This window comes from Methylobacter luteus IMV-B-3098, from assembly GCF_000427625.1.
Taxonomy (GTDB): Bacteria; Pseudomonadota; Gammaproteobacteria; order Methylococcales; family Methylomonadaceae; genus Methylobacter; species Methylobacter luteus.
Window position 1 is genome coordinate 3,004,203 of the sequence record NZ_KE386569.1, and the last position, 23,717, is coordinate 3,027,919.

Annotated in this window: 25 protein-coding genes and 1 pseudogene; 17 read left to right on the forward strand and 9 right to left on the reverse strand. The window is 49.3% G+C overall.

Going from position 1 to position 23,717, the window contains the following annotated elements; genetic code table 11:
• Window positions 1-7: 7 nt before the first annotated feature.
• The 6 genes from murB (at window position 8) to lpxC (ending at window position 6,027) form a co-directional block, all read left to right on the forward strand.
• On the forward strand, window positions 8-895 hold the full coding sequence (gene murB / locus METLU_RS0115885) for a UDP-N-acetylmuramate dehydrogenase (RefSeq protein ID WP_036243191.1): 888 nt from the start codon (window positions 8-10) through the stop codon (window positions 893-895).
• Complete coding sequence (locus METLU_RS0115890) at window positions 892-1,824, forward strand: D-alanine--D-alanine ligase (protein WP_027159087.1); 933 nt, start codon at window positions 892-894, stop codon at window positions 1,822-1,824. Before murB ends, METLU_RS0115890 begins: the two co-directional genes overlap by 4 nt.
• Window positions 1,824-2,627, forward strand: a complete 804-nt coding sequence (locus METLU_RS25575) for a cell division protein FtsQ/DivIB (protein WP_036243193.1) — start codon at window positions 1,824-1,826, stop codon at window positions 2,625-2,627. The genes METLU_RS0115890 and METLU_RS25575 overlap by 1 nt, the downstream gene beginning before the upstream one ends.
• Window positions 2,605-3,831: a cell division protein FtsA gene (gene ftsA, locus METLU_RS0115900; RefSeq protein WP_027159088.1), complete on the forward strand. Its 1,227-nt coding sequence runs from the start codon at window positions 2,605-2,607 to the stop codon at window positions 3,829-3,831. Before METLU_RS25575 ends, ftsA begins: the two co-directional genes overlap by 23 nt.
• Before the next feature lie 32 nt (window positions 3,832-3,863).
• A complete protein-coding gene (gene ftsZ / locus METLU_RS0115905) occupies window positions 3,864-5,021 on the forward strand; it encodes a cell division protein FtsZ (protein WP_027159089.1) in 1,158 nt (385 codons plus the stop codon).
• A gap of 82 nt (window positions 5,022-5,103) precedes the next feature.
• Window positions 5,104-6,027: a UDP-3-O-acyl-N-acetylglucosamine deacetylase gene (gene lpxC, locus METLU_RS0115910; RefSeq protein WP_027159090.1), complete on the forward strand. Its 924-nt coding sequence runs from the start codon at window positions 5,104-5,106 to the stop codon at window positions 6,025-6,027.
• Between the two features lie 14 nt (window positions 6,028-6,041).
• On the opposite strand, the gene METLU_RS0115915 is transcribed toward lpxC, so the two are convergent.
• Entirely contained in the window at window positions 6,042-6,506 is a 465-nt protein-coding gene (locus tag METLU_RS0115915; RefSeq protein WP_027159091.1) for a DUF721 domain-containing protein, read from the reverse strand.
• 110 nt (window positions 6,507-6,616) lie between these two features.
• On the opposite strand from METLU_RS0115915, the gene METLU_RS0115920 reads away from it, so the two are divergent.
• The 7 genes from METLU_RS0115920 to METLU_RS0115950 all read left to right on the forward strand — a co-directional run bounded on the left by METLU_RS0115920 (window position 6,617) and on the right by METLU_RS0115950 (window position 12,314).
• A complete protein-coding gene (locus tag METLU_RS0115920) occupies window positions 6,617-8,401 on the forward strand; it encodes an NAD(P)H-dependent oxidoreductase subunit E (RefSeq protein ID WP_027159092.1) in 1,785 nt (594 codons plus the stop codon).
• The gene (locus METLU_RS0115925; protein WP_027159093.1) at window positions 8,394-9,110 is read left to right on the forward strand and encodes a 2Fe-2S iron-sulfur cluster-binding protein; all 717 of its coding nucleotides are present in this window, start codon (window positions 8,394-8,396) and stop codon (window positions 9,108-9,110) included. The genes METLU_RS0115920 and METLU_RS0115925 overlap by 8 nt, the downstream gene beginning before the upstream one ends.
• A complete protein-coding gene (locus METLU_RS0115930; RefSeq protein WP_027159094.1) occupies window positions 9,100-9,639 on the forward strand; it encodes an NADH-quinone oxidoreductase subunit B family protein in 540 nt (179 codons plus the stop codon). The genes METLU_RS0115925 and METLU_RS0115930 overlap by 11 nt, the downstream gene beginning before the upstream one ends.
• Window positions 9,640-9,645: 6 nt before the next feature.
• Window positions 9,646-11,148, forward strand: coding sequence for a Ni/Fe hydrogenase subunit alpha (locus tag METLU_RS0115935; RefSeq protein ID WP_027159095.1), 1,503 nt, complete (start codon window positions 9,646-9,648; stop codon window positions 11,146-11,148).
• Window positions 11,141-11,641 carry a hydrogenase maturation protease gene (locus tag METLU_RS0115940; RefSeq protein ID WP_036243196.1) on the forward strand — a complete coding sequence of 167 codons (501 nt, stop codon included), beginning with the start codon at window positions 11,141-11,143 and terminating at the stop codon, window positions 11,639-11,641. The genes METLU_RS0115935 and METLU_RS0115940 overlap by 8 nt, the downstream gene beginning before the upstream one ends.
• Window positions 11,634-11,924, forward strand: a complete 291-nt coding sequence (locus tag METLU_RS0115945) for a P-loop NTPase family protein (protein ID WP_027159097.1) — start codon at window positions 11,634-11,636, stop codon at window positions 11,922-11,924. Before METLU_RS0115940 ends, METLU_RS0115945 begins: the two co-directional genes overlap by 8 nt.
• A 189-nt stretch (window positions 11,925-12,113) precedes the next feature.
• Complete coding sequence (locus METLU_RS0115950) at window positions 12,114-12,314, forward strand: cold-shock protein (RefSeq protein ID WP_027159098.1); 201 nt, start codon at window positions 12,114-12,116, stop codon at window positions 12,312-12,314.
• A 75-nt stretch (window positions 12,315-12,389) separates the two neighbouring features.
• On the opposite strand, the gene METLU_RS27425 is transcribed toward METLU_RS0115950, so the two are convergent.
• Together METLU_RS27425 and purN are read right to left on the reverse strand one after the other, a co-directional pair.
• Window positions 12,390-12,905, reverse strand: coding sequence for a DUF3465 domain-containing protein (locus METLU_RS27425; RefSeq protein WP_196806552.1), 516 nt, complete (start codon window positions 12,903-12,905; stop codon window positions 12,390-12,392).
• Window positions 12,905-13,489: a phosphoribosylglycinamide formyltransferase gene (purN, locus tag METLU_RS0115960; RefSeq protein WP_027159100.1), complete on the reverse strand. Its 585-nt coding sequence runs from the start codon at window positions 13,487-13,489 to the stop codon at window positions 12,905-12,907. Before purN ends, METLU_RS27425 begins: the two co-directional genes overlap by 1 nt.
• 713 nt (window positions 13,490-14,202) lie before the next feature.
• Here purN and secA point away from each other — a divergent pair.
• Window positions 14,203-16,911 (forward strand): preprotein translocase subunit SecA, encoded by a 2,709-nt coding sequence (gene secA / locus METLU_RS0115965; RefSeq protein ID WP_027159101.1) that lies wholly within the window; start codon window positions 14,203-14,205, stop codon window positions 16,909-16,911.
• A gap of 232 nt (window positions 16,912-17,143) precedes the next feature.
• A complete protein-coding gene (locus METLU_RS25580) occupies window positions 17,144-19,582 on the forward strand; it encodes a glycogen/starch/alpha-glucan phosphorylase (RefSeq protein WP_051299943.1) in 2,439 nt (812 codons plus the stop codon).
• On the opposite strand, the gene METLU_RS28425 is transcribed toward METLU_RS25580, so the two are convergent.
• Window positions 19,575-20,003 (reverse strand): IS1595 family transposase, encoded by a 429-nt coding sequence (locus METLU_RS28425; protein ID WP_231383524.1) that lies wholly within the window; start codon window positions 20,001-20,003, stop codon window positions 19,575-19,577. The genes METLU_RS25580 and METLU_RS28425 overlap by 8 nt on opposite strands.
• Window positions 20,004-20,034: 31 nt before the next feature.
• Window positions 20,035-20,502 carry an IS1/IS1595 family N-terminal zinc-binding domain-containing protein gene (locus METLU_RS28430; RefSeq protein ID WP_231383518.1) on the reverse strand — a complete coding sequence of 156 codons (468 nt, stop codon included), beginning with the start codon at window positions 20,500-20,502 and terminating at the stop codon, window positions 20,035-20,037.
• A gap of 77 nt (window positions 20,503-20,579) precedes the next feature.
• Between METLU_RS28430 and METLU_RS29195 the strand changes: the two are divergent.
• Both METLU_RS29195 and trmL read left to right on the forward strand, forming a co-directional pair.
• Window positions 20,580-20,690 (forward strand): annotated as a pseudogene (locus METLU_RS29195) (glycogen/starch/alpha-glucan phosphorylase); the annotation flags it as partial.
• Between the two features lies 1 nt (window position 20,691).
• Window positions 20,692-21,162, forward strand: coding sequence for a tRNA (uridine(34)/cytosine(34)/5-carboxymethylaminomethyluridine(34)-2'-O)-methyltransferase TrmL (gene trmL, locus METLU_RS0115990; RefSeq protein ID WP_027159102.1), 471 nt, complete (start codon window positions 20,692-20,694; stop codon window positions 21,160-21,162).
• Between the two features lie 113 nt (window positions 21,163-21,275).
• Here the strand turns inward: trmL and METLU_RS0115995 are convergent, their stop codons facing one another.
• From METLU_RS0115995 to METLU_RS0116010, 4 genes are all read right to left on the reverse strand, one after another.
• On the reverse strand, window positions 21,276-22,274 hold the full coding sequence (locus METLU_RS0115995; RefSeq protein WP_027159103.1) for an NAD(P)H-dependent glycerol-3-phosphate dehydrogenase: 999 nt from the start codon (window positions 22,272-22,274) through the stop codon (window positions 21,276-21,278).
• Window positions 22,275-22,281: 7 nt separating this feature from the next.
• Window positions 22,282-22,752 carry a protein-export chaperone SecB gene (secB, locus tag METLU_RS0116000; protein WP_027159104.1) on the reverse strand — a complete coding sequence of 157 codons (471 nt, stop codon included), beginning with the start codon at window positions 22,750-22,752 and terminating at the stop codon, window positions 22,282-22,284.
• 74 nt (window positions 22,753-22,826) lie between these two features.
• Entirely contained in the window at window positions 22,827-23,276 is a 450-nt protein-coding gene (locus tag METLU_RS0116005; protein ID WP_027159105.1) for a rhodanese-like domain-containing protein, read from the reverse strand.
• A gap of 37 nt (window positions 23,277-23,313) precedes the next feature.
• Window positions 23,314-23,628, reverse strand: a complete 315-nt coding sequence (locus tag METLU_RS0116010) for an ArsR/SmtB family transcription factor (RefSeq protein WP_027159106.1) — start codon at window positions 23,626-23,628, stop codon at window positions 23,314-23,316.
• Window positions 23,629-23,717: the final 89 nt, after the last annotated feature.

Sequence of the window (23,717 nt, forward strand, 5' to 3'; positions counted from 1 at the left end):
CGATACGATGAAAGGGCGCTTGTTAAACCATGAAAAACTGGCGAAGTATATCAGCTGGCGAGTTGGCGGACCGGCTGACCGGTTATATATGCCATTTGACCGGCAGGATTTGATAAATTTCATAGCAGCTCTGTCCCATGGAAGCGGCACGGCTGCTGAGTCGATATTCTGGATGGGGCTGGGCAGTAATTTACTGATCAGGGATGGCGGCATACGCGGCACGGTCATTAATACCAAAGGCCGGTTAAAAGAAATGAGGCTGGCTCCGGATAGATCGATTTATGTCGAGGCAGGTGTTCCGTGTGCGCATGTGGCACGCTTCTGTGCAGAGCAGGGATTTATCGGTGCAGAGTTTCTGGCTGGCATACCGGGAACGATGGGCGGCGCCTTGAAGATGAATGCCGGCGCCTTTGGCGGTGAAACATGGCCTATCGTTAAAAATGTAGACATGTTGAATGCGGCAGGCCAAGTCCATGTTAGGAAACCTGAGGATTTCGAGATTAACTACCGGTCAGTGAAAGGCTTTGAAGACGAATGGTTTCTGGCGGCGCATCTGACATTGCAGCAAGGCGACACGGCGGCGAGTTTACAGCGGATAAAAGGCTTGTTGGAAAAACGAGCCCAAACGCAGCCGACTAATCAGCCCAGTTGCGGATCGGTATTTAAAAATCCGGAAGGCGGTCATGCGGCAAGGCTCATAGAGCAAACCGGCTTAAAGGGATATGCCATAGGCGGCGCCTGTGTATCGGAAAAACATGCGAACTTTATTATCAATACCGGCAAGGCGACGGCTGCCGATATCGAAACCTTAATTAATTATGTTCAGATTAAAGTAATGGAAAGTCAGGGGGTTGAATTGCAGACTGAAGTTTGTATGGTGGGCGTAGCACTATGAAGCCGATGAGGATTAAAGAGGCGCGGGAATTCGGGCGGGTTGCCGTGTTAATGGGCGGGGCGGCCGCAGAAAGGGAGGTCTCTCTGAAAAGTGGCGCCGCCGTGTACGAAGCTTTAAAGCGCAAGGGCGTCGATGCTATCGCCGTTGATGTAACGGGCAATCCCATAGAAACATTGGCCGGGCTAAAAGTTGACCGGGTATTCAATATCATTCATGGGCGCGGCGGTGAAGACGGTGTGCTTCAGGCCGTTCTGGAAGTGATGGGCATTCCCTATACCGGCAGCGGCGTTCTGGCTTCGGCACTGAGTATGGACAAGCTCCGGACCAAGCTGTGCTGGCAGGGTTGCGGCTTAGTTACGCCCAAGTGGTTTTTGTTAAAAGATGAACAGGATCTGGATGAGTGTATAGCAAAACTGGGCTTCCCGGTTATCGTCAAGCCGGCCCAGGAAGGCTCCAGCATAGGCATGAGCAAGGCAACCAATCCAGACGAGTTGCGTAAAGCATTAAAAACAGCAGCAGAGTTCCGTTGTGATGTCTATGCGGAAGCTTGGGTGATGGGCAAGGAATATACGGTTGGCGTATTGAATGGCGAGGCATTGCCTGTTATACGTCTGGAAACACCGCACGTTTTTTATGACTACGAGGCAAAATACAAAGCTACGACGACGCAATATCATTGCCCGTGCGGCTTAAGCCAGGACGACGAGTTGCAGTTGCGTAATCTGGCCGTAAAAGCCAGCCAAGTGCTGGGCGTTAAGGGCTGGGCAAGACTCGATGTATTTATTGATGACGCCGGACAGTACCAATTGATTGAAATTAATACCGTGCCGGGCATGACCGACCATAGCTTGGTGCCGATGGCAGCCAAACAGGCCGGCATTGAGTTTGATGAACTGGTTTGGCGGATATTGGAAACCAGTATCGGCTAATGAATAAATACGCGGTAAAAATTCTGGCGGCCGCATTATTGCTGACAGGTTTGATCTGGCTGTACAGGCAGGACGTTAAGAGCTACGGCTCCGATACGATGCCCATTAAATACGTCAGGATCGAAGGCGTATTTCAATACCTTGGCAAGGATGAGATAAAAACGGCGCTGCAGCCGTTGGTCATGACCAGTTTTTTTTCAGCGGATATGCAGGCAATACATGAAGCTGTCGCGCAACTGCCATGGGTGCAGGCCGCTTCGGTGAAACGGGTCTGGCCGGACGCGATTGACATAAAAGTATATGAAAGAAAACCTTATGTGCGTTGGGGACAACAAAGCCTGTTAAATGAGAGAGGCGAGTTGTTCACTCCGAAGAATATAGAACAGTTTCAGATGTTGCCTTTGCTTATGGGGCCGGAACAGCAGCACAGAAAAGTCCTGGAAATAATGAAGGGCATTAAAACAGTGCTGGCGGACCAGTCCATGGAATTGGCCGAGTTTAGCGTCGATGATCGATGGTCATGGAAAATCAGGCTGGTGACCGGTATGGAGATACTACTGGGGCGAAATGAGCCGTTAAAGAGATTGCAGCGTTTTTTGAAGACGTTGACGATATTAGGGCAAGAACAGGTTGATGCAATGGCTGTGGTTGATTTGAGGTACCCCAATGGCTATGGGGTTTCATGGAAGCCCGGAACTGCAGAAATTGACTGGAAAAAAATCGCAAACCCCGAAAACAAAACAGATGGGCAATTAGAAAAGGCGACACAGAGTAAACAAAATGGCGAAAAAAACAGAGCGTAATTTAATAGTCGGACTGGATATTGGGACTTCTAAGGTCGCGGCTATTGTAGGTGAGCTTACAAGCGAAGGCAGAGTAGAAGTCATAGGAATTGGCTCAACAGCGTCGCGCGGATTGAAAAAAGGCGTAGTCGTTAATCTGGAGTCGACCGTGCAGTCCATACAGCGGGCCGTGGAAGAGGCTGAACTAATGGCGGGATGCCAGATCAGGTCGGTCTTCGCGGGTATTGCCGGTAGCCATATCAGAAGCCTTAACTCTCATGGCATCGTAGCGATCAAGGATAAGGAAGTGACTCAATATGATATCGACAGGGTCATTGATTCTGCTCGCGCAGTCGCCATCCCGGCCGATCAGAAAATCATACATATTCTGCCGCAGGAGTTTGTCATCGATCTCCAGGAGGGCATTAAAGAACCCATCGGCATGTCGGGCATACGTCTGGAAGCGAAAGTTCATATGGTTACGGGCAGTGTCAGTGCCGCTCAGAACATTATCAAATGCATCCGGCGCTGTGGGCTTGATGTTGAAGATATTGTGCTGGAGCAGTTGGCGTCATGCAATTCGGTACTGACCGAAGACGAAAAGGAACTGGGCGTCTGTTTAATTGATATCGGCGGCGGGACTACGGATATCGCAATTTTTGTCGATGGCGCGATCAAGCATACAGCCGTCATTCCGATAGCCGGCGATCAGGTCACCAATGACATTGCTGTCGCTTTACGTACGCCCACGTTCAATGCGGAGGAGATCAAGCAAAAATATGCCTGTGCGTTAACGCAATTGGCCAATGTTGATGGTGTTATTGAAGTGCCAAGCATCGGCGATAGGGCGCCGCGCAAGATTTCGACACAAAGTCTGGCAGAGATTATAGAACCCCGTTATGAAGAGCTGATGTTGCTGGTACAGGCGGAACTGAGGCGAAGCGGGTACGAAGAATTGATTGCGGCAGGGATTGTCTTGACCGGCGGCAGTTCAAAAGTGATGGGATTAATCGAATTGGCAGAAGAAATTTTTCATATGCCGGTCCGCATGGGTATCCCACAGAATGTAAAAGGGTTAACCGAAGTTGTGAAAAATCCAGTTCACTCAACAGGGGTCGGTTTATTAATGTATGGAAAAGAGCACCAGGGCGGCGACAGAAGCATTGATTCTGACGGGGCCGGATTGTTTTTAAAAATAAAAAGTTGGTTCCAGGGTAATTTTTAGTAATTCGTAAGGTTAATTAAGGGGCAGCGAAAATGAAATATGAATTAATGGACATGTGTACTGAAACGGCCGTCATCAAAGTTATTGGTGTTGGCGGCGGTGGTGGTAATGCGGTCAATCATATGGTTGACAGTCATATTGAAGGTGTGGAGTTTATCTGTGCAAATACCGATGCGCAGGCTTTGAGAAGATTAAATATCGGCACCATTATCCAGTTGGGCGTTGAACTGACTAAAGGACTCGGTGCAGGCACCAATCCCGATATCGGAAGACAGGCGGCGGAAGAAAATAGGGACCGCATTAAAGAAGTGATAGAGGGTGCGGATATGCTCTTTCTGACTGCAGGCATGGGTGGCGGTACCGGTACCGGCGCTATTCCTGTTATTGCGGAAATTGCCAGGGAAATGGGCATTCTGACCGTGGCCGTCGTGACCAAGCCGTTTCTGTTCGAGGGCAAGAAGAAGTTGGCAGTAGCGGAAAAAGGGATTAAAGATCTTGAACAGTATGTTGACTCATTGATCACAATTCCGAACCAGAAGTTATTACGGGTGCTGGGCAGCAGCGTCTCCTTAGTGAATGCATTTAAGGCCGCCAATGGCGTTTTGCTGGATGCGGTGCAAGGCATTACCGAACTCATCGTGCATCCGGGCATGATCAACGTGGACTTTGCCGACGTCAGAACCGTCATGGCTGGCATGGGCGCCGCCATCATGGGTACAGGATCGGCAACAGGGGAACATCGCGCCCGCGAAGCGGCTGAAAAAGCCATCGCCTGCCCATTATTGGAAGATATCAACCTCCAGGGAGCGCGAGGCATTCTGGTCAATATTTCTGCCGCCGATATGGGCATTGCCGAGTTTGACGAAGTCGGCAATATTGTTCACGAATTTGCTTCGGAAGATGCGATCATCAAGATCGGCACTGCTATCGATCCTGAGTTAGGCGATGAAATTAAGGTCACTGTCGTTGCTACAGGCATGGGACTGGCATCGTCAGCGGCTAAGGGGCCGGTTAAACTGGTTCAGAAAGCGGCTGCCGGTGAGGTCGACTATGGTGTGCTCGATAAGCCGACCGTCATACGTCAGAACAGGCCTGAAACCAGGGAAAACCGGTTTGGAGCGCAATCTAAAAAAGATATCGATCTGGATTATCTGGATATCCCGGCTTTTCTGAGACGTCAGGCTGACTAGTACGAAAGTCGACTTAATCTCTTTTTTGGTCCGGTTGTGATAGAATTCCTGTTTTGCCCCTTAATTCGGCGTCCTTTATTTTATGATTAAACAGCGAACTTTGAAAAATACAATCAGGGCTACAGGCGTAGGGTTGCATACGGGCGATAAAGTGTATCTGACTTTACGCCCTGCAGAACCGAATACCGGTATTAAATTTCGCCGCGTTGATTTAGTTGAGCCGGTTGTCATCGATGCTTCTCCGGAAAATGTCGGCGAAACGATGCTTTCAACAACGCTGGTTGCAGGCGATGTGAAGATTTCAACCATAGAACATCTGCTTTCGGCGTTTGCCGGGTTGGGCATCGATAATGCGATTATCGATGTCAGTGCGGCTGAAGTCCCTATCATGGACGGCAGCGCCGGCCCTTTTGTGTTTTTGCTTCAGTCTGCCGGGGTCGAGGAACAGGATAGTCCAAAACAATATATTCGTATAAAGCGCAGCATCAGAGTTGAAGACGGTGATAAATGGGCGGCTTTCGATCCATTTGAAGGCTTCAAGGTGACGTTTACCATCGATTTTGAGCACCCGGCTTTTGACGAGCATGTCAAAACCGCGACAATGGATTTCTCGTCGACGACTTTTGTAAAGGAAGTGAGCCGAGCCAGAACCTTCGGTTTCATGAAGGATATTGATATGCTCCGGCGCAATAATCTCGCTCTGGGAGGAAGCCTCGATAATGCAATCGTGGTAGATGACGATAAGATTCTCAATGAGGACGGCCTGCGTTGTGCGGATGAGTTTGTTAAGCATAAAATTCTTGATGCCATCGGCGATCTATATCTCCTAGGCCATAGTTTGATCGGTGCCTTTACCGGCTATAAATCCGGGCACGGACTGAATAATAAACTGCTCCGTACTTTATTGAATGATAAAGATGCATGGGAAATGGTTACGTTTGACGAAGAAGAAGACGCGCCAATCTCCTTCATGCGCTCCGCGCAATCACCTAGGTCCGCTGCGTAAAACCCGCTTTTAGGCTATCCGGCATCGTCGGATAGCCGCTGCAGCGTTGCGCTTAATTTCAGCAACGACTGCTTCAACTGATCATCCGGAACATTAAGACCCAGATTCCGGATGATTTCTATTTTTTCCAATGACGGTACAGCGGCTTTCCTTACAGGTTGCGTATCAGGGCTTTTCTGCTCGGTAAGGATTTTAACCTTCATAATAGTGACAGCATCGCGCGTCATCGGCGCGGCAGCGGCAAGAATGGCTTTGTTATAAAAGCGCAGCTGTGATGCCCAGGCGGCGGAATCCGTGTAAATCAGCAATTTCTTGTCATTGATTACGCAATAGCGCGTATGTTTTGCCAGGGCTTCCGGCAGCGCCGCCCGGATATGTTGCAAAACCAGGCGCTGTTGCTCAATCCGGCTGTAAAAATGGGCGATAGCCCGGTTTGGGAACGATAGTGCTGCTTTAAATGCGACAGGTTTTTTGGCCATGTACTTGTGAAAAGTATTTTTACAGGAGTGTTGGATTATTTAAAAGATTGTCATATAGTGACAAAGAAATTCATTTTCTCAAACCGTAAAGATCCAGCCAGGTGGATAAAATGAAACAATTCATTCAGGATCTCGCAGAAAAGCACAACAATCAAGCAAAACAGCTGCTTCAAATCCTGCGAGAGATCCAGTCCCGCTATCACTATATTCCAGAGCAGGCGATAGAACAGCTGGCCGGGCTATTGGCCATTCCCCGAACCCGAATCATTAGCGTAGTCGAATTCTACAGCTTTTTGCACTTGGCTCCCAGAGGACACTATGAGCTGTTGATCAGCGATTGCATTGCCGACCACATGCAGGACAAGAGGAGCCTGACCGACTATCTGGTCGATAAATTAAACGTCGCTGTCGGTGCGGTTCGGGAAGACGGGGCAGTCAGTCTCGACAATACCTCATGCACCGGCATGTGCGATCAGGGGCCCGCCGGCATGGTTAACGGCTATGCCTTAACCCGTTTGGACCGATCCCGGATTGACCGGATTGCCGATTTAATCAATCGCCGAGAACCATTGGCAGCTTGGCCTGCTGACTTGTTCTATGTTGACGATAACATAGTCAGGCCGGGGTTGTTGTTGAAACAACCCATCATGCAGGGCGCCGCACTCAGATCGGCCTTTAAAAGAGGCTTAAAAGAGACACTGGCGGAAATTGATCAGTCGGGGCTGCGAGGACGTGGCGGAGCCGGTTTCAAGACAGCCATGAAATGGGCTTTTTGCGCCGGTGAAGCACAGAGCGAGCGCTACGTGGTTTGTAACGCCGATGAAGGCGAGCCCGGCACATTCAAGGACAGGGTGCTGTTGAATTCATTTGCGCATCAGGTTTTTGAAGGCATGACCCTATGCGCGGTCATTATCGGGGCCAGACAGGGTTTCCTGTATTTGCGCGGCGAGTATCTGCACCTTTATGACCAGTTGCAGGACATTCTCGATCAGCGTAGACAGGCCGGTTTGCTCGGTATCAATATTCTCAGGGAAGGGCTGGATTTCGATATTGACATCCACCTCGGCGCGGGCGCTTATATTTGCGGTGAAGAATCAGCGTTAATCGAATCGCTGGAAGGTAAAGCCGGCATTCCACGTAATCGTCCGCCTTATCCTGTGACTCAGGGATATCTTGGCCAACCAACGGTAGTCAACAACGTCGAGACATTTTTTGCTGCGAGCGCGATTGCCGTCAACGGTGCCGACTGGTTCGCAAAAGCAGGAACGGAAAAATCGCAGGGTACGAAAATCCTCAGCATCAGCGGCGACTGCGCCAGGCCCGGCATCTACGAGTATGCATTCGGCACAACCGTTCAGACGCTATTAAATGAATGCGGTGCAAGAAATGTGTTAGGCGTGCAAATAGGCGGCCCTTCCGGCACCTTTATTTCCAGCCAGGAATTTGACCGCAAGCTGGCGTTCGAGGATCTGGCGACCGGCGGATCCGTCATCATCTTTAACGAAAGCCGGGACATTTTCGATATCGTCCATAACTTCACGCACTTCTTTGCGCACGAAAGCTGCGGGTTCTGTACGCCATGCCGGGTTGGCACTTCGCTGTTAAAGAAGCAGGTCAATAAAATTTATGAAGGGCATGGCTCGGCTGGCGATGTCGCGGCGCTTGAAGAAATGGGCCGGTTGATCAAAGGCTACAGTCACTGCGGCTTGGGGCAAACGGCCGCCAACCCGGTGCTGACGACTCTGGAGCGTTATCCTGAGCTTTATCAGAACAAATTGAAGAAAATCAGCTATGAGCCGGGATTTGATCTGGATGGCGCGCTCGATATCGCCAGGCGGCTGGCGCAACGCGACGATGCTGCCGCGCATTTATCTCAGGTAGGCGATCATGACTAAATCCATCACGATTGACGGTAAGATCATCCCTTTTGAGGACGGCCAGACCATCATTGAGGCCGCGACCGCCGCGGGCGTTTATATTCCGCATTTATGCCATCATCCTGAATTCACGCCGCACGGCAGCTGCAAGTTGTGCACGGTGACCGTGAATGGCCGGGCCTGTTCGGCCTGCACGTTCCCGGCTATGGACGACCAGGAAATACTCAATGATACCAAGGAGCTGAATGACGACCGGCGCAGAATCACGCAAATGCTGTTCGTGGAAGGCAACCATTTGTGCCCCGGTTGCGAGAAAAGCGGCAATTGCCAGCTGCAGGCCGTCGGTTATTATCTGAACATGCTCGACAATCATTTCCTGCATTTCTTCCAGCCGCGCGAACTCGACGCCTCGCATCCTGATATATTGGTCGATCTGAACCGCTGCATCTTTTGCACGTTATGCGTGCGTGCCAGCCACAGGGATGGCAAGGACGTGTTTGCGATCAGCGGCCGCGGCATCAACAAGCGCCTGATCTTCAATGCTGAAAGCGGGCTGTTAAAAGATACCGCTCTGGATGTCAACGATCAGGCTGCGCATATCTGCCCCACCGGGGCCATTTTGGTCAAGCGCACTGGTTTTACTGTCCCGATCGGCGAGCGCCAGTTTGATCACAAGGATATTTCAGAAATCAGCCTGGAACAGGAGCAGGGCGATCATGGCCGATAAAATCAAAGTGGCAACCGTATCACTGGCAGGCTGTTTCGGTTGCCATATGTCGTTGCTTGATATTGATGAGCGTCTGTTGCAGTTGGCCGATCTGGTTGCATTCGACCGGTCGCCCATCACCGATATAAAGCGTTGCACCGAATGCGATATCGGCCTTATCGAGGGTGGGGTTTGCAATTCGGAAAATGTTCATACCCTGCGCGAATTTCGCAAACACTGCAAGATTCTGGTGGCTGTCGGAGCCTGCGCCATTAACGGCGGCCTGCCCGGGTACAGAAACTATATTCCGCTGGAAGAATGTCTGAGCGAGTCTTATCTGGACGGAATCGGTGTGGAAAACCCGCAAATACCCAGCGATCCTGAGTTGCCTTTGTTGCTGGACAAGGTGTATCCGGTGCATGAAGTCGTCAAGATCGATTACTTCCTGCCGGGCTGTCCGCCGGCGGCTGATGTCTTCTGGAAGTTTTTGACCGATGTGCTGGATGGGCGTGATCCATCGCTGCCTTATGAACTGATTCACTACGACTAGGCAATTATGTACGACTATTTAGAAACGGCCGAAAATCCGGAAAATCTGAGGCGCGTCGCCGTCGATCCGGTCTCGCGCGTCGAAGGGCACGGCAAGATCACCTTGCTGTTGGATCAGGACAATCAAGTCAAACAGGCACGGCTGCATATCGTCGAATTCCGCGGATTCGAGCGCTTTATTCAGGGCAGGCCCTACTGGGAATTGCCGGTTATCGTGCAGCGCCTGTGCGGCATTTGCCCGGTCAGCCATCATCTGGCCGCCGGCAAGGCTATCGATCAATTAGTCGGCGTTGACCCGCAGAATTTGCCGCCCGCTGCAGACAAGCTCCGACGCTTGTTGCACTTCGGACAGGTTCTTCAGTCCCATGCCTTGCATTTCTTTCATCTGTCCAGCCCGGATTTGCTGTTCGGTTTTGAAAGTGATATCAATAAGCGCAATATCATTGCCGTCCTGGATCAATATCCGGACATCGGCCTGCAGGGCGTCAAACTGCGCAAATACGGCCAGGAAGTCATCCGCATGATTACCGGCAAACGCATACATGGGACCGGCGCCATCGCCGGCGGCATGAACAAGGCGCTGACCCAGGCAGAGCGCAACTATCTGCTACAGGATGTCGAACAGATGATAGCCTGGGCGGCAGGGGCTGTGGAACTGGTTAAGAAAATACATGGCTCCAATCTGCCGTATTATGACGAGTTTGCCACCATACGCAGCAATTACCTCGGCTTGACCAGGCCAGACGGTGCGCTGGAGCTGTATCATGGCGGCCTGCGCGCCAAGAATGATAAAGGCGAGGTTATCATCGATCATGTCGATTATTGCCGATATAACGACTATATCCATGAAGAGGTGCGCTCATGGAGCTATATGAAATTTCCTTATCTGTTGTCGCTGGGCAAGGAAAAAGGCTGGTATCGCGTAGGGCCGCTGGCACGCGTCAATAACTGCAATTTCATCGATACGCCATTGGCGGAAGCCGAGCGGCTGGAATTCAAAATGCATGGAGGTGAAGCCATGGTGCATAGCACGCTGGCCTTTCACTGGGCGCGGATGATCGAATCCCTGCATTGCGCCGAACGCATCAAGGAACTACTGAACGATCCCGAAATCATGAGCGATGATCTGGTCACGCAAGGCGAAAAACACTATGAAGGCATCGGCGTGATCGAGGCGCCGCGGGGCACGTTGTTTCATCATTATCAGGTTAATGAAGATGACCTCGTCACCAAGGTGAACCTGATTGTCTCGACGACCAGCAATAATATGGCCATGAATGAGTCCGTGCGGCAGGTCGCGGCGGAGTATCTGTCCGGCCAGGAGTTGACAGAGCCGTTACTAAACAATCTGGAAGTCGCTGTTCGTGCCTATGATCCCTGTTTGTCCTGCGCGACGCACGCCGTAGGCAGAATGCCGTTGCAGCTGGAATTGATCGATGCGGAAGGCAGGCTGATCGATAAACTGGTCAGGCACAGCGACGGCGAATTTGAGCATAACCTGGATGGTTAAGCCGGTTCTGTTGTTTGGTTACGGCAATCTCAGTCGCGGTGACGATGCCTTGGGGCCGCGGCTGCTGGAGTTTGTGGAATCCCGCTTGGATCTGGACGATATCGATATACTGTCTGATTTTCAGTTGCAGATCGAACATGCACTGGATCTTGAGAACAGAGCCTTGGTCTTGTTTGTCGATGCGTCCGTATCCTGCTCAAGCGTATTTGACTTTACCGAGCTAAAATCCGCCCGGGACAAAAGCTATAGCACGCATACGCTCAGCCCGTCTGCGGTTCTGGCCGTATATCAGGCTGTCAAAAAGCAAATGCCTCCACCGTGTTTTCTGTTGAGCATCAAGGCTCAGCAGTTTGAACTCGGCTCCGGGTTGAGTCCTGAAGCCGAGATTTGTTTAATGCTGGCCAGTCAGTTCGCGGCGCTGTTATTAGACAATCCGGCACTTGGTTTCTGGCGGCAGCAGGCAAAGTCATGCAGGGAGAAAAACCATGCATGACTTGTCATTGGTTACGGAAGGCGATGACAAACCGCTCAAGTACCCTGACATGTTTCATGCGGCGGGTTTAATGCTGCTCAACAAGATAGACTTGCGGCCTTATGTCGACCTTGGTGTCGAGCGCTACATGCGATATGCCAGACAGATGAATCCCGCCATTCAGAGCATCAAACTGTCGGCGGCCAAAGGCGATAATTTCTTCGGCTGGATCGACCGGTTAGCTCAGAATCAAGCCGGAGTTATAGCGGCCGATTATCTGGAGCAGGCTGATTTTATAAATTGACATGCCCAAAATGCCCATATAGAATGCACGTTAGCTTGAAATACGATTTACCGCATGTTTATCTTTACGAAGTTCCTCTGTAGTTGCTCGTCCTGTTTATCATTAAGTAATTCTTCATTTCCCAGCTCCACCAGCCTTAACAGGCTAAATTACTAATTTTTATTTAATAGGATTGCAATTATGGCTTCCATGACTACTGGTACCGTTAAATGGTTTAACTCTGAAAAAGGCTTCGGCTTTATTCAACAAGAAAACGGTCCTGATGTGTTTGTTCACTTCCGCAACATTAACGGCTCCGGCTTTAAGTCCCTTGATGAAGGGCAAAGAGTGCAGTTTGTTGTAACTCAAGGCCAAAAAGGCCCGCAAGCAGAAGAAGTAACCGTTCTCTAATTGCGCAAAATCCAAGCCGTAGCAGTCGAAAGGCTGCTACGGCTTTTTTATATCCGCTTGTTCAAGCGCGGCAAGTTACTCATATTTCCTGCCGTTATAGGCTAGCCATCCGCCCTCATGCTGACTTTGCGGATCATGATGCGTCCAGTGTATGACGCCGCCTTTATTGTTCCACTCATACTCGCCAGAAAAACTGATCATCGATCCTTCTCTGATGCCCTCGACTCTGGGCGCTAGATCGATATTGTGCGCGATCAGTACGGATTGGCCTGAACTCAGCCGTACGATAAAGCGCTGATGCCTCGAACCATTGGTATCATCAGGCAGTGTTTTTATAATCGTGCCGGTTTGCCTGACCTGAATATTGCCGCGTTGATTCTCGAAAGCGTCAGTTAATACGCTTAGATCAGTAAAGTCTTGAACGTCGCCTTGCCGATCTTCAGAATCATCCGTTAAGCCTTTTAGGCTGGTAAGATCGCCTTTGTCAGCCGAGGCCGGCTTATTTTCACAGCCTGGCAGCATCAAGCCTGCGCTACCGGCAATCAAAAGCGCCAGGATTGATTTTCTGATCAAAGCTGTAGCTGACTGCATTATAGTTTTCCCTCAATGATGTCCTTAAGCGTCTCCAGATAAAGATCACCTTCCGTAGCTTGTACTCGTGCCCGTAAAGATGCGACTGTATCATCCGGCAAAACCGGCACATGGCTCTGCTTGAGCACAGGGCCTTCGTCATAGCGGTCATTGATCAGATGCACGGATGCGCCGGAAACCGCATCGCCCGATTTCAGCACGGCTTCGTGGACGCGATCGCCATAGAGGCCCTGACCGCCGTGTTTCGGCAAAAGAGCCGGATGTATATTCAGGATATGGTCGTTAAAGCGGGCCAGCGTATGTGGGCCGATTTTTTTCATATAACCCGATAGCACGACAAGATCGGTCTGGGCTTCAATCAGTGCATTCATAATCGCCAAGTCTTCGCTTTCCGGATCGGGATGCGTTTTGGCATTGATCAAATGCACGGGAATGCTCTGCTCCTGGCACCAGCTCAATATGGCCGAATCGGAATTGTTGGTGATGACCACGCCCAATTCGGCGGTCAAGGTTTTTTGCTTAATAGCGGCGATGATGTGTCTGGCGGAAGAGCCACCGTGTGAGGCGATAAAGCTGATTCTCATGAGTATTGATTTTTTATAGGTTAATCAAAAAAGTGTATGTTCAACATATTCTAGGCAATTGTTCGCCGCTCAATTAAGTTCAGAACACGGCTGATGTCCAGCATCGATATTAACGCAACCAGACCTTGTGCGTGCTTGTATTTTATCAGACTTATGCGGCAGGCCTGTTGACCTGACGGATAGCCACGCAAGATCTTCGAGCTTCTTCTGGTTGCATTTTAAGTGGTCGGGCTGACTTTTTTAATGAGCGGAAAATTGATTTGGCCTTTGCGCACTAAAAGTACCCGCATCGGCAGAAAAGCTGATAATTTGTCCGGGATGAGCTGGGTACATATAAATTATCCTAAAAATTTTGCCGCTTGCGGTTGATCGAGGGAGAGTCGGCCGCCATGAGGCGATATTTTTTCATGGCTGTACACGTTAAAGCCAGCTGTTTTTTATTTGCTGATGGGTTCAATTGCCTGATCAAGCCCTCGCTGGTATTAGCAATCCTGCCTTTTGGCTCATGTCGCCGGGCAAGGCACACAACAAAAAGGTGAAACCTCGTTCCCTGAACGAAACCTTTAAGATCAATCTATATAGTGTTCTTTGTTGATATTCAAACTTTTGACCCCATAGTTTAAGGGTGTTTTTAGCTGTAACTAAAAAATTAGACAGTATATAATCCAACGTTTTGAATCAATTTTTTACTAAATACAACACCGGAAAAAAATATGCTCGGTAAGCTGGTTAGATTAGTTGTAGGAAGCCGTAATGAAAGGCTTATAAAGAATAAAAGGAAGTTGGTCAAAAAGATCAATGCATTAGCTTCTGAATACGAAAAATTATCTGATGAGGCCCTAAAGGCGAAAACGCAGGAGTTTCGTGATCGTCTAGCGCAAGGCGAAAAGCTCGATAACCTGCTTCCCGAGGCATTCGCAACAGTCAGAGAGGCGTCTACGCGCGTCTTTGGCATGCGTCATTTCGATGTACAGCTAATCGGCGGCATGATCCTGCATGACGGCAAAATCGCTGAAATGAAAACCGGTGAAGGTAAAACCCTGATGGCGACGCTAGCGGCCTATTTGAATGCGTTGCCGGGCCACGGCGTGCATGTCGTGACTGTCAATGATTATTTGGCTAAGCGCGACTCGGAGTGGATGGGTCGCCTGTACAGCTTTTTAGGATTGACGACCGGTGTCATCGTCAGCCAATTGGATAGCCGTGAGCGGCGCCAGGCTTATGCGGCCGATATTACCTACGGAACCAACAACGAATTCGGCTTTGACTATCTGCGCGACAATATGGCATTCAGTCTGGAGCAGAAAGTTCAGCGTGATCTGCATTTTGCCATCGTCGACGAGGTGGATTCGATCCTGATCGATGAAGCCAGAACACCGCTGATCATCTCCGGTCCTACCGAGGAAGGCACCGAAGTTTATGTCAAGACTAATGAGATCATACCGTTCCTGACCAAGCAGGAAAAAGAGGGCGAGAAAGGCGATTATACGGTCGATGAGAAAGTCCGCCAGATCTATCTGACCGAAGAAGGCCATGAGCGCGTAGAGCGCTTGATGGTCGAGCATGGCCTGATGGCGGAAGGCAGCAGTCTTTACGATGCGGCCAACATCCGCCTGATGCATTATCTGAACGCATCTCTACGGGCGCACGTGCTGTTTCAAAGAGATGTCGATTACATCGTCGCTAATAATGAAGTGGTCATCGTCGATGAATTCACCGGTCGTATCATGCCGGGCCGGCGTTGGTCAGAAGGCTTGCATCAGGCGATTGAAGCGAAAGAGCATGTCGCGATCCAGAATGAAAACCAGACATTGGCTTCGATTACCTTCCAGAACTATTTTCGCTTGTATCATAAGCTTTCAGGCATGACCGGTACAGCTGATACCGAAGCGTTCGAGCTGAACAAAATTTACGGTCTTGAAGTGGTCGTGGTGCCGACGCATCGTCCTATGATTCGTAAGGACCTGGGTGATGTGGTTTATCTGACCGCACGTGAAAAATATGAAGCCGTTGCCAAAGATATTAAGGCCTGCGTCGAGCGCGGCCAACCGGTTCTGGTCGGTACGACATCAATCGAGAACTCGGAGCGGCTATCGGCGTTACTGAAAAAGCAGGGCATCAAACATGAAGTGCTCAATGCCAAGCAGCATGAGCGTGAAGCGCATATTGTCGCACAGGCAGGTATGCCTGGCGCCGTCACGATCGCGACCAACATGGCCGGACGCGGAACCGATATCGTGCTCGGCGGTAACCTGGAGACGGAACTGGCTGCTTTGGGTGAAGATGAGGCTGAGTCTGAGAAGGAAAGAATTCGCGGCGCCTGGCTGGACAGACATGAGCAGGTCATCGCTAGCGGCGGTTTACATGTGATTGGGTCGGAGCGTCACGAATCGCGTCGTATCGACAATCAGTTAAGAGGCCGTTCCGGCCGTCAGGGCGACCCGGGCTCAACGCGATTTTATCTGTCACTGGAAGATGATCTGATGCGTATTTTCGCTTCGGAGCGCGTAGCAGGCCTGATGCAGAAATTAGGCATGGGCGACGGAGAGGCGATCGAGCATCCGTGGGTAACACGTTCAATAGAAAACGCCCAGCGCAAGGTCGAATCACGTAACTTTGATATCCGTAAGGAAATCCTTGCTTATGACGATGTCGCCAATGACCAGCGTAAAGTGATTTATGAACAACGTAATGAACTGATGGCCGCGAAAGACGTTTCCGACATTGTTTCGGCGATACGCGGAGATGTCGTCAACAATGTCATTACGCAGTATATCCCGCCTAAAACCATGGAAGAGCAGTGGGACATAAGCGGTCTGGAAGAACATTTGCATCAGGATTTCAATGTTCATATTCCCGTGCGCAAAATGCTTGATGAAGATCATACGCTGCAGGAAGAATCCTTGCGCAATCGCATCATTGATATTCTGGAGCAAAACCATAAGGATAAGGAGCAGCAGATTTCCAAGGAAGTCTTACAGCATGTTGAAAAGTCGGTCATGCTGCAAGTCTTGGATAACAGTTGGAAAGAGCATCTGGCCGCCATGGACTACTTGCGTCAGGGTATCCACTTAAGAGGCTATGCGCAAAAAGATCCCAAGCAGGAATACAAGCGTGAAGCTTTCCAGATGTTCAGCAATCTTCTGGATCATATCAAATACGAAGTTATCACGATTTTGGCGAAAGTGCAGGTCCGTCAGGAAGAAGATGTGCAGGCTCTTGATGAGCAAATGCAGGCGCCAAAAGAGATGCATTTCGAACATGCGGAGGCCTCGGCTCTGGAAGAGTCGCCACAGGAGATTCCGGCAGAGGAAAAGGTTGCACAGCCTTTTGTCCGTGCCAGCGATAAAGTAGGACGCAACGACCCTTGCCCTTGCGGGTCAGGCATGAAATATAAACAATGCCATGGTAAGTTAAGTTGATCCTTTAGATAATCCGCTTGCCGGCAGTTAAGCAAAAATGGCCGGAGAGATCGGGATAATATGTTCAAGTTACATGTTTTCCGATCTCTCCGGCCATTTTTGTATAAGCAGCCAACACTTAATGATCTTAAAAATTCCTGAAAAATAGCCATGCTCATGGTACCCAGACTTGATCAGGATGTGTTTAATAGTTAACATCGATTTCATATAAACTCCTCAAGTATTAAAAATTATGCCGCATAGACGTTTCAAGAAAAGTAAACCCAGTCCTGCAATTACTACGCTTCCAGGCTTAGGCATGGATGAAGAACACTTGGTGGCCGGTTTTAAGCATTATTACGGGCACAGGCTTGGCAGGGATGAACACTGCAAATCGCCGCATTACGCCTATGAAGCGTTGGCCATGGTTGTCAGTGACCGGCTTATAGAGCGATGGAAAGAAACTTATAATGCTTATAGGGAAGCGGATTGCAGAAGAGCCTTCTATTTATCCATGGAATTTTTGATGGGGCGCACATTAAGCAATGCCATGCTTAATCTGGATATTAATGACGCCGTCGATAATGCCATGTATAAATTGGGGCTGGAGCTTGAAGAATTGATCGATAGCGAGCCGGACGCTGGTCTCGGCAATGGCGGTTTGGGCCGCCTGGCGGCCTGTTTCATTGATAGTTGCGCGACCTTGCAGTTGCCCGTGACCGGGTATGGCTTGCGTTATGAATATGGCATGTTTTCCCAAGATATCGTCAATGGTGAACAGGTGGAAAAACCGGACCATTGGTTGCGTAACGGCAATGTCTGGGAAATCGAGCGTCCTGAGTATACGCATCGCATTAAGTTTGGTGGACGCACTGAGACTCATGTCGATGATTTCGGCAATAAAAAAGTCTATTGGGTCGATACGCATGACATACTGGCTGTTCCGTTTGATACACCGATTCCGGGATATCGAAACGGTACAGTCAATACGCTACGTTTATGGAAAGCTACGGCAACGGAAGAGTTTGATTTGCAGGAGTTCAATGCCGGCGATTATGCTGAATCGGTCGCGGCTAAGAATACAGCCGAAAATATTACCATGGTTCTGTATCCGAATGATGCCAACGAAAACGGTAAGGCTCTGCGTTTGCGTCAGCAATATCTGCTTGCCTCGGCAAGCCTGCAGGACGTGATTGCCAATTGGGTCGGACGGCATGGCAACGATTTCTCCGAATTTGCGGCGAAAAACTGCTTCCAGCTGAACGATACGCATCCGAGTGTATCAGTTGCGGAATTAATGCGCCTGCTGATCGATATGTACGGCCTGGACTGGGATGAGGCCTGGCATATTACCCGCAACACGATGGCATATACTAACCATACGCTCTTGCCGGAAGCCCTGGAACGATGGCCGGTCGATCTGTTCAAGCAATTACTGCCCCGGTTGATGGAGATCATTTTTGATATCAATGCCCATTTCCTGGCCGAAGTATCAGCGCATTGGCCCGGAGACATAGATCGGTTGACGCGCATGTCCCTGATTGAGGAAGGTCCGCAGCAACAGGTCAGAATGGCCTATCTGGCGATAGTCGGCAGCTATTCAGTCAACGGTGTTGCCGAACTGCATTCAAAGCTGCTGCAACAAGGTCTGTTTCGGGACTTTTACGAGCTTTGGCCGGAGAAATTCAACAATAAAACCAATGGGGTGACGCCACGCCGCTGGCTGGCAGCTTGTAATCCGGAACTGGCGCAACTGATTACTGAAACTATAGGCGATGGCTGGCTGACCGATTTATCTCAATTAAAAAATCTGAAACCGTTCGCCGACGATAAGGCGTTCCGCAAGCGCTGGTATCAGGTTCGGCAAAATGCCAAGGAAAGGCTCATCAATTATAAAAAACAGGAACATGATATCGAACTGGACGCTGATGCCTTATTTGACGTGCAGGTAAAGCGCATTCATGAGTATAAGCGTCAATTGCTGAATGTACTCCATGTTATTTATCTGTATGATCGCATCAAACGCGGCGACACGGTGGACTGGACCAATCGTTGTGTGTTGATCGGCGGAAAGGCCGCGCCGGGTTATTACATGGCTAAAAAGATTATAAAGCTGATCAACAATGTCGCCCATGTCATCAATAGCGATCCCGATATCGGCAACAAGTTGAAACTGGTTTTCATGCCTAATTACCGGGTGTCGGCCATGGAAAAAATCTGTCCGGGAGCAGATCTTTCAGAGCAGATTTCAACGGCCGGCAAGGAAGCTTCCGGTACGGGTAATATGAAGTTCATGATGAACGGTGCTCTAACGATTGGCACTCTGGATGGGGCTAATATCGAAATTCGGGAAGAAGTCGGTCATGAGAATTTCTTTTTGTTTGGATTGACAGAAGAGCAGGTTGAAGAATTGAGTCACCATTATGATCCTGTTTCAATCATCAATCAGGATGAGGATCTGCAGCGGGTTATGAACCTGCTGGAATGCGGACACTTCAATCAGTTCGAGCCGAACATATTCGACGATATTATTGCCTCGGTAAAAAGTCCGCATGATCCCTGGATGACCATTGCCGATTTCCGCAGTTATGTTAATGCGCAGAATCATGTAGAAGAAGCTTATCGCGATAAAGAACATTGGATTCGTATGAGTATCTTGAAGGCTCATAATGGATTCCAGGGAGTTAGCTGATAATCAGCTCCAACAGAGAACTTAATAACGCTTTACCGCGTTTTCTGGCGTTATGGACAAACTCGAAAAAGCCTAAATAAATGGGCAGATGCGCTTGAGAAATCCCGCGATGCGGGCGTAACCAGGAACGCAGCAGCGACCAAAACCCTTCCATTGTGTTCACATGCACTTCATAAAACCCATCACCGTCCTCATCGCGCGCATATTCCCCGGCACCATGGCAAACGCTTTTTCGCGCGTATCCCCATGACTCCAGGCGGTCATAAATCGCATATTCATCGGTGTAAATGAGCGTACCCGGCGCTATGGTGCTTTGAATCACAGGCTGGATGGTCGTTTGCTGAACATTGTCCAGCATCTGAATGACCACTGGTCCGCCGCGTTGAATCATGCCCAATATCGGCGGCTTTTCCTTGGCCAGCGTACCGCGTCCACGCGCACCTTTTAAGCGGTTACGCCGACCTTTTCGGCCTTTTTTTTACGGCTTCCGGTTGGCCTTTATGCCCGGCTACCACATAAACTTCGTCGCATTCGACTTCGCCTTCCAGCACCACCACTGGTCTTTTGCTGACGATCCCTGACCGCAACTGCTGGGTCATTGGCTGAACGTCCGTTTCATTTAAATCCAGCTCACGGGCAATCTGCGCGTTCGATAAGTTCAAGCCCATAAAATACAAGCACAGCACCCAGATCTTCAAGGGTTGATGGTGACCCGCGAAAATCGTACCGGTTAAATCGTCGAATTTGCGCTGACAGGCCTTGCAGCTGTAACGCTGCCTTTCAGACTGGGTATCATCCTTGCCCTGCTTGATTATGGCTTCTGAGCCGCAATGGGGACAAGAGACTTTATCCGGCCAGCGCAGGACGCGAATCGTTTCAAAGCATTTGGCATTGTCTAATAGTTGAGGTAAGGTAATCATCCGTCCTATCTGGGGATACTGAACCTCAAATTCAAGCTTTCAGCAATGGTTGGGTATCTCCCTGGAATCCAATAAGAGCCATCTTGAATTGTGCGGCCAGCGGTAAATTTTCCACGGATAGAACGATTGCTGATTACAACGACAATATCTGGAAACTGACGCCAGTCGGGATAGACAATAAAGTTTAAGATGTTTCATATTGTTTTGTATGAGCCGGAAATTCCCGCGAATACCGGCAATATTATTCGCTTATGCGCGAATACGGGTGTTCAATTGCATTTGATTAAGCCTTTGGGATTTGAGCTGGATGATAAAAAGCTACGCCGGGCTGGGCTCGATTATCATGAGTGGGTTGATGTCAAGGAACATTTTTCCTTGACCGCTTTTATGGATAACATCAAGCCTGAACGGCTGTTTGCACTGACTACCAAAGGCCGGCAAATTTACAGTGAAGTGGCTTTTCAGTCTGGGGATGCTTTTTTGTTCGGACCTGAGACGAGAGGTTTGCCTGAAGCCGTTCTTGAAGGGCTCTCTCTCGACAGGCGTCTGTATTTGCCCATGAGAGCGGAAAGCCGGAGCCTGAATTTGTCCAATACTGTTTCAATTGTGTTATACGAGGCTTGGCGACAGATGTCCTTCCCAGGCGCCTTGATAAAATAGAGCAGCCCTGTTCAGTCGAATACTCTGAGCAGGGCATTGCCTACGTTGGTGAATATTGATCCATGAATGGATCGTAAACTAATGATTTACGTTATGCTACTTTGATGCGGGTATTAAGACTCAGGCTTCTGCTCGCGCGCTAACAGATTCTGTACTGCGGTCAGCGGCGCCAGTCCTTCGTATAAAACCTTATAGGTCTGTTCCGTTATGGGCATCTCTATGCCATATTTTTGAGCCAGCAGGAACGTTTCTTTTGCGGCTGAAACGCCTTCAATTTCCTGGCCGATTTCTTGGGTTGCCGTCGCTCTGTCTTTGCCTTGGCCTAAAGCCAGACCAAAGCGCCGATTCCTGGACTGATTGTCTGTGCTGGTCAGAATAAGATCGCCTAAGCCAGCGAGACCCATGAAGGTTTCCTGTTTGCCGCCAAGTTTGACGCCCAGACGAATGACTTCGGTAAGGCCCCGTGTAATCAAAGCCGCTCGTGTGTTGGCGCCAAAGCCAAGCCCATCAGCAATGCCAGTGGCAATCGCCAGGACGTTTTTGACAGCGCCTCCTACTTCCACTCCAATTAGGTCAGAGCTGGTATAGGCGCGGAAACGCCCGCTGTGCAGGATATCGGCTAATTGATTGGCAAAGTCCGGCTGAGATGATGCGATGGTGACAGCGGTTGGCAAGTCGGCGGCAACTTCCCGGGCAAAGGAAGGGCCTGAAAGCACGGCCGCAGGCGTTTGCGGAGAAAAAACTTCAGCGACTATTTCATGAAGCAAGGCTCCTGTTTGCGGGTTAAAGCCTTTGGTTGCCCAGGCAATTTTTACCTCATCGGATACATAAGGCTTGAGTTTAATCAATGTATCCTTAAATGCATGGCTAGGCACGGAAACGAGTATAAGGTTGCTGAATGCAGCAGCCTTGGCCAAATCCGATGTCATGGAAAGGTTTTCGGGAAAAGGCAAGCCAGGCAGATAGCGGGTATTTTGCCGATCTCTTGCCAGAGTCGCAATATGATCCGGATTATGGCCCCATAACAGCGTCGGGCAACCGTTTCTGGCTGCCAGAATTGCAAGCGCCGTTCCCCACGAGCCGGCGCCCAGAACAGATATTTTTTTATCCATATTCGATTTAGTTGACGGCCTCAGAGCTAGGTGCTTGATTTTGTACGTGCTGCAGATGTTGTGCGTACAAGGCGTCAAAGTTTACTGGTGCCAAAAGCAGTTGTGGAAAACCGCCTTTAGACACGAGATCGGAAACGACTTCCCGTGCATAAGGAAAGAGAATGTTGGGGCAGAAACTGCCGACCATTGGGCCCATTTCCTGATCGGTAAAACCATTCAAAGCAAAGATACCTGCCTGATTGACTTCAACAAGATAAGCGGTTGTGTCGCCGCTCTTAACAGTGATGGTAATGGTAAGCGCTACCTCATAAAGCGAGTTTTCCAGAGTTTCAACATGAGTGCTCAGATTGAAGTCGACAGAAGGCTCCCATTTTTCGATGAATATTTTAGGCGAATTTGGGGTTTCGAAGGAAATATCCTTGGTATAGATCTTTTGGATGGAAAATTGTTTTTCTACAGTATTGTTTTCTTCGGCCATGAGGAATTATATAAGTCTAGGTTTGTAAGGTAATCGTGAAAATTTATAGGCTTGCTAGTCGCCCTCTTAAAAAATTAGGCGGCAGCTTTATTTTTGTTGGGCATCTTTATAGGTAATTTATAGTCACTTTCCCAGGATTGCATGCCTCCGGTAATGACGAAGACTTGTTCGAATCCCGCCTTAGTTAATATTTTACCGGCAGAAGCAGAACGTGCGCCGGTTTGGCAGGCTATGAGAACGGGCTTTTTCTTGTACGGCTCCAGTTTTGCAAGATGTTCTGGCAACTTGCTTAAAGGCATGTTGATAGCGTTTTCAATATGGCCTTGAGTAATTTCATTCGGTTCACGCACGTCGATAATGACAGCTTCGCTGTCATTCATTTTGGCAACAGCTAACAAAGGCGAAATGGATTTGAACTTCTTGAATGCCGTATCAAACAATTCCTGTATTAACAAAAACGTCACTACAGCCAGCGCGAGAGATAAAATATAGTGATTTAAAATGAATTCTAAATAGCGGTCCATATAGATCTGGTGTTGAGTAAATGAATGGGGAAATAAATCAGTTGATGGAACAGAAGACGTCTTGCATCATTTTGATGAGTTGCAGCATGCGTTCATCGTCGATGTAGTAATAAACACGGTTGGCTTCCTTTTTATGACCGAGGATGTTTTTTTCCCGCAGAATAGCCAGATGTTGGGAGATATTGCTCTGGCTGGTTCCAACCTGTTCTACAATGTCTTGTACACTAACCGAATTAGTGCCTAGCACGCATAATATTTTTAAACGCAATGGATGGGACATTGCCTTTAAGCAGCGCGCCGCTTTGGTTATGTCGGGGTCATTATATAAAATGTACTCGTCTTTAGTTTCCATAGGACTGCTTAGTATTACTGAGTGGTTGAGTCTAATTCTAAAAAAAGAACCCACGAAGAATTATTTATACACAACTGTTGTTAACGTGT

Bases quoted from the DNA above. Each gene is read 5' to 3' on its own strand.
- murB (WP_036243191.1), top strand. From the start codon at position 8: ATGAAAGGGCGCTTGTTAAACCATGAAAAACTGGCGAAGTATATCAGC.
- METLU_RS0115890 (WP_027159087.1), top strand. From the start codon at position 892: ATGAAGCCGATGAGGATTAAAGAGGCGCGGGAATTCGGGCGGGTTGCC.
- METLU_RS25575 (WP_036243193.1), top strand. From the start codon at position 1,824: ATGAATAAATACGCGGTAAAAATTCTGGCGGCCGCATTATTGCTGACA.
- ftsA (WP_027159088.1), top strand. From the start codon at position 2,605: ATGGCGAAAAAAACAGAGCGTAATTTAATAGTCGGACTGGATATTGGG.
- ftsZ (WP_027159089.1), top strand. From the start codon at position 3,864: ATGAAATATGAATTAATGGACATGTGTACTGAAACGGCCGTCATCAAA.
- lpxC (WP_027159090.1), top strand. From the start codon at position 5,104: ATGATTAAACAGCGAACTTTGAAAAATACAATCAGGGCTACAGGCGTA.
- METLU_RS0115915 (WP_027159091.1), bottom strand. From the start codon at position 6,506: ATGGCCAAAAAACCTGTCGCATTTAAAGCAGCACTATCGTTCCCAAAC.
- METLU_RS0115920 (WP_027159092.1), top strand. From the start codon at position 6,617: ATGAAACAATTCATTCAGGATCTCGCAGAAAAGCACAACAATCAAGCA.
- METLU_RS0115925 (WP_027159093.1), top strand. From the start codon at position 8,394: ATGACTAAATCCATCACGATTGACGGTAAGATCATCCCTTTTGAGGAC.
- METLU_RS0115930 (WP_027159094.1), top strand. From the start codon at position 9,100: ATGGCCGATAAAATCAAAGTGGCAACCGTATCACTGGCAGGCTGTTTC.
- METLU_RS0115935 (WP_027159095.1), top strand. From the start codon at position 9,646: ATGTACGACTATTTAGAAACGGCCGAAAATCCGGAAAATCTGAGGCGC.
- METLU_RS0115940 (WP_036243196.1), top strand. From the start codon at position 11,141: ATGGTTAAGCCGGTTCTGTTGTTTGGTTACGGCAATCTCAGTCGCGGT.
- METLU_RS0115945 (WP_027159097.1), top strand. From the start codon at position 11,634: ATGCATGACTTGTCATTGGTTACGGAAGGCGATGACAAACCGCTCAAG.
- METLU_RS0115950 (WP_027159098.1), top strand. From the start codon at position 12,114: ATGACTACTGGTACCGTTAAATGGTTTAACTCTGAAAAAGGCTTCGGC.
- METLU_RS27425 (WP_196806552.1), bottom strand. From the start codon at position 12,905: ATGCAGTCAGCTACAGCTTTGATCAGAAAATCAATCCTGGCGCTTTTG.
- purN (WP_027159100.1), bottom strand. From the start codon at position 13,489: ATGAGAATCAGCTTTATCGCCTCACACGGTGGCTCTTCCGCCAGACAC.
- secA (WP_027159101.1), top strand. From the start codon at position 14,203: ATGCTCGGTAAGCTGGTTAGATTAGTTGTAGGAAGCCGTAATGAAAGG.
- METLU_RS25580 (WP_051299943.1), top strand. From the start codon at position 17,144: ATGCCGCATAGACGTTTCAAGAAAAGTAAACCCAGTCCTGCAATTACT.
- METLU_RS28430 (WP_231383518.1), bottom strand. From the start codon at position 20,502: ATGATTACCTTACCTCAACTATTAGACAATGCCAAATGCTTTGAAACG.
- trmL (WP_027159102.1), top strand. From the start codon at position 20,692: ATGTTTCATATTGTTTTGTATGAGCCGGAAATTCCCGCGAATACCGGC.
- METLU_RS0115995 (WP_027159103.1), bottom strand. From the start codon at position 22,274: ATGGATAAAAAAATATCTGTTCTGGGCGCCGGCTCGTGGGGAACGGCG.
- secB (WP_027159104.1), bottom strand. From the start codon at position 22,752: ATGGCCGAAGAAAACAATACTGTAGAAAAACAATTTTCCATCCAAAAG.
- METLU_RS0116005 (WP_027159105.1), bottom strand. From the start codon at position 23,276: ATGGACCGCTATTTAGAATTCATTTTAAATCACTATATTTTATCTCTC.
- METLU_RS0116010 (WP_027159106.1), bottom strand. From the start codon at position 23,628: ATGGAAACTAAAGACGAGTACATTTTATATAATGACCCCGACATAACC.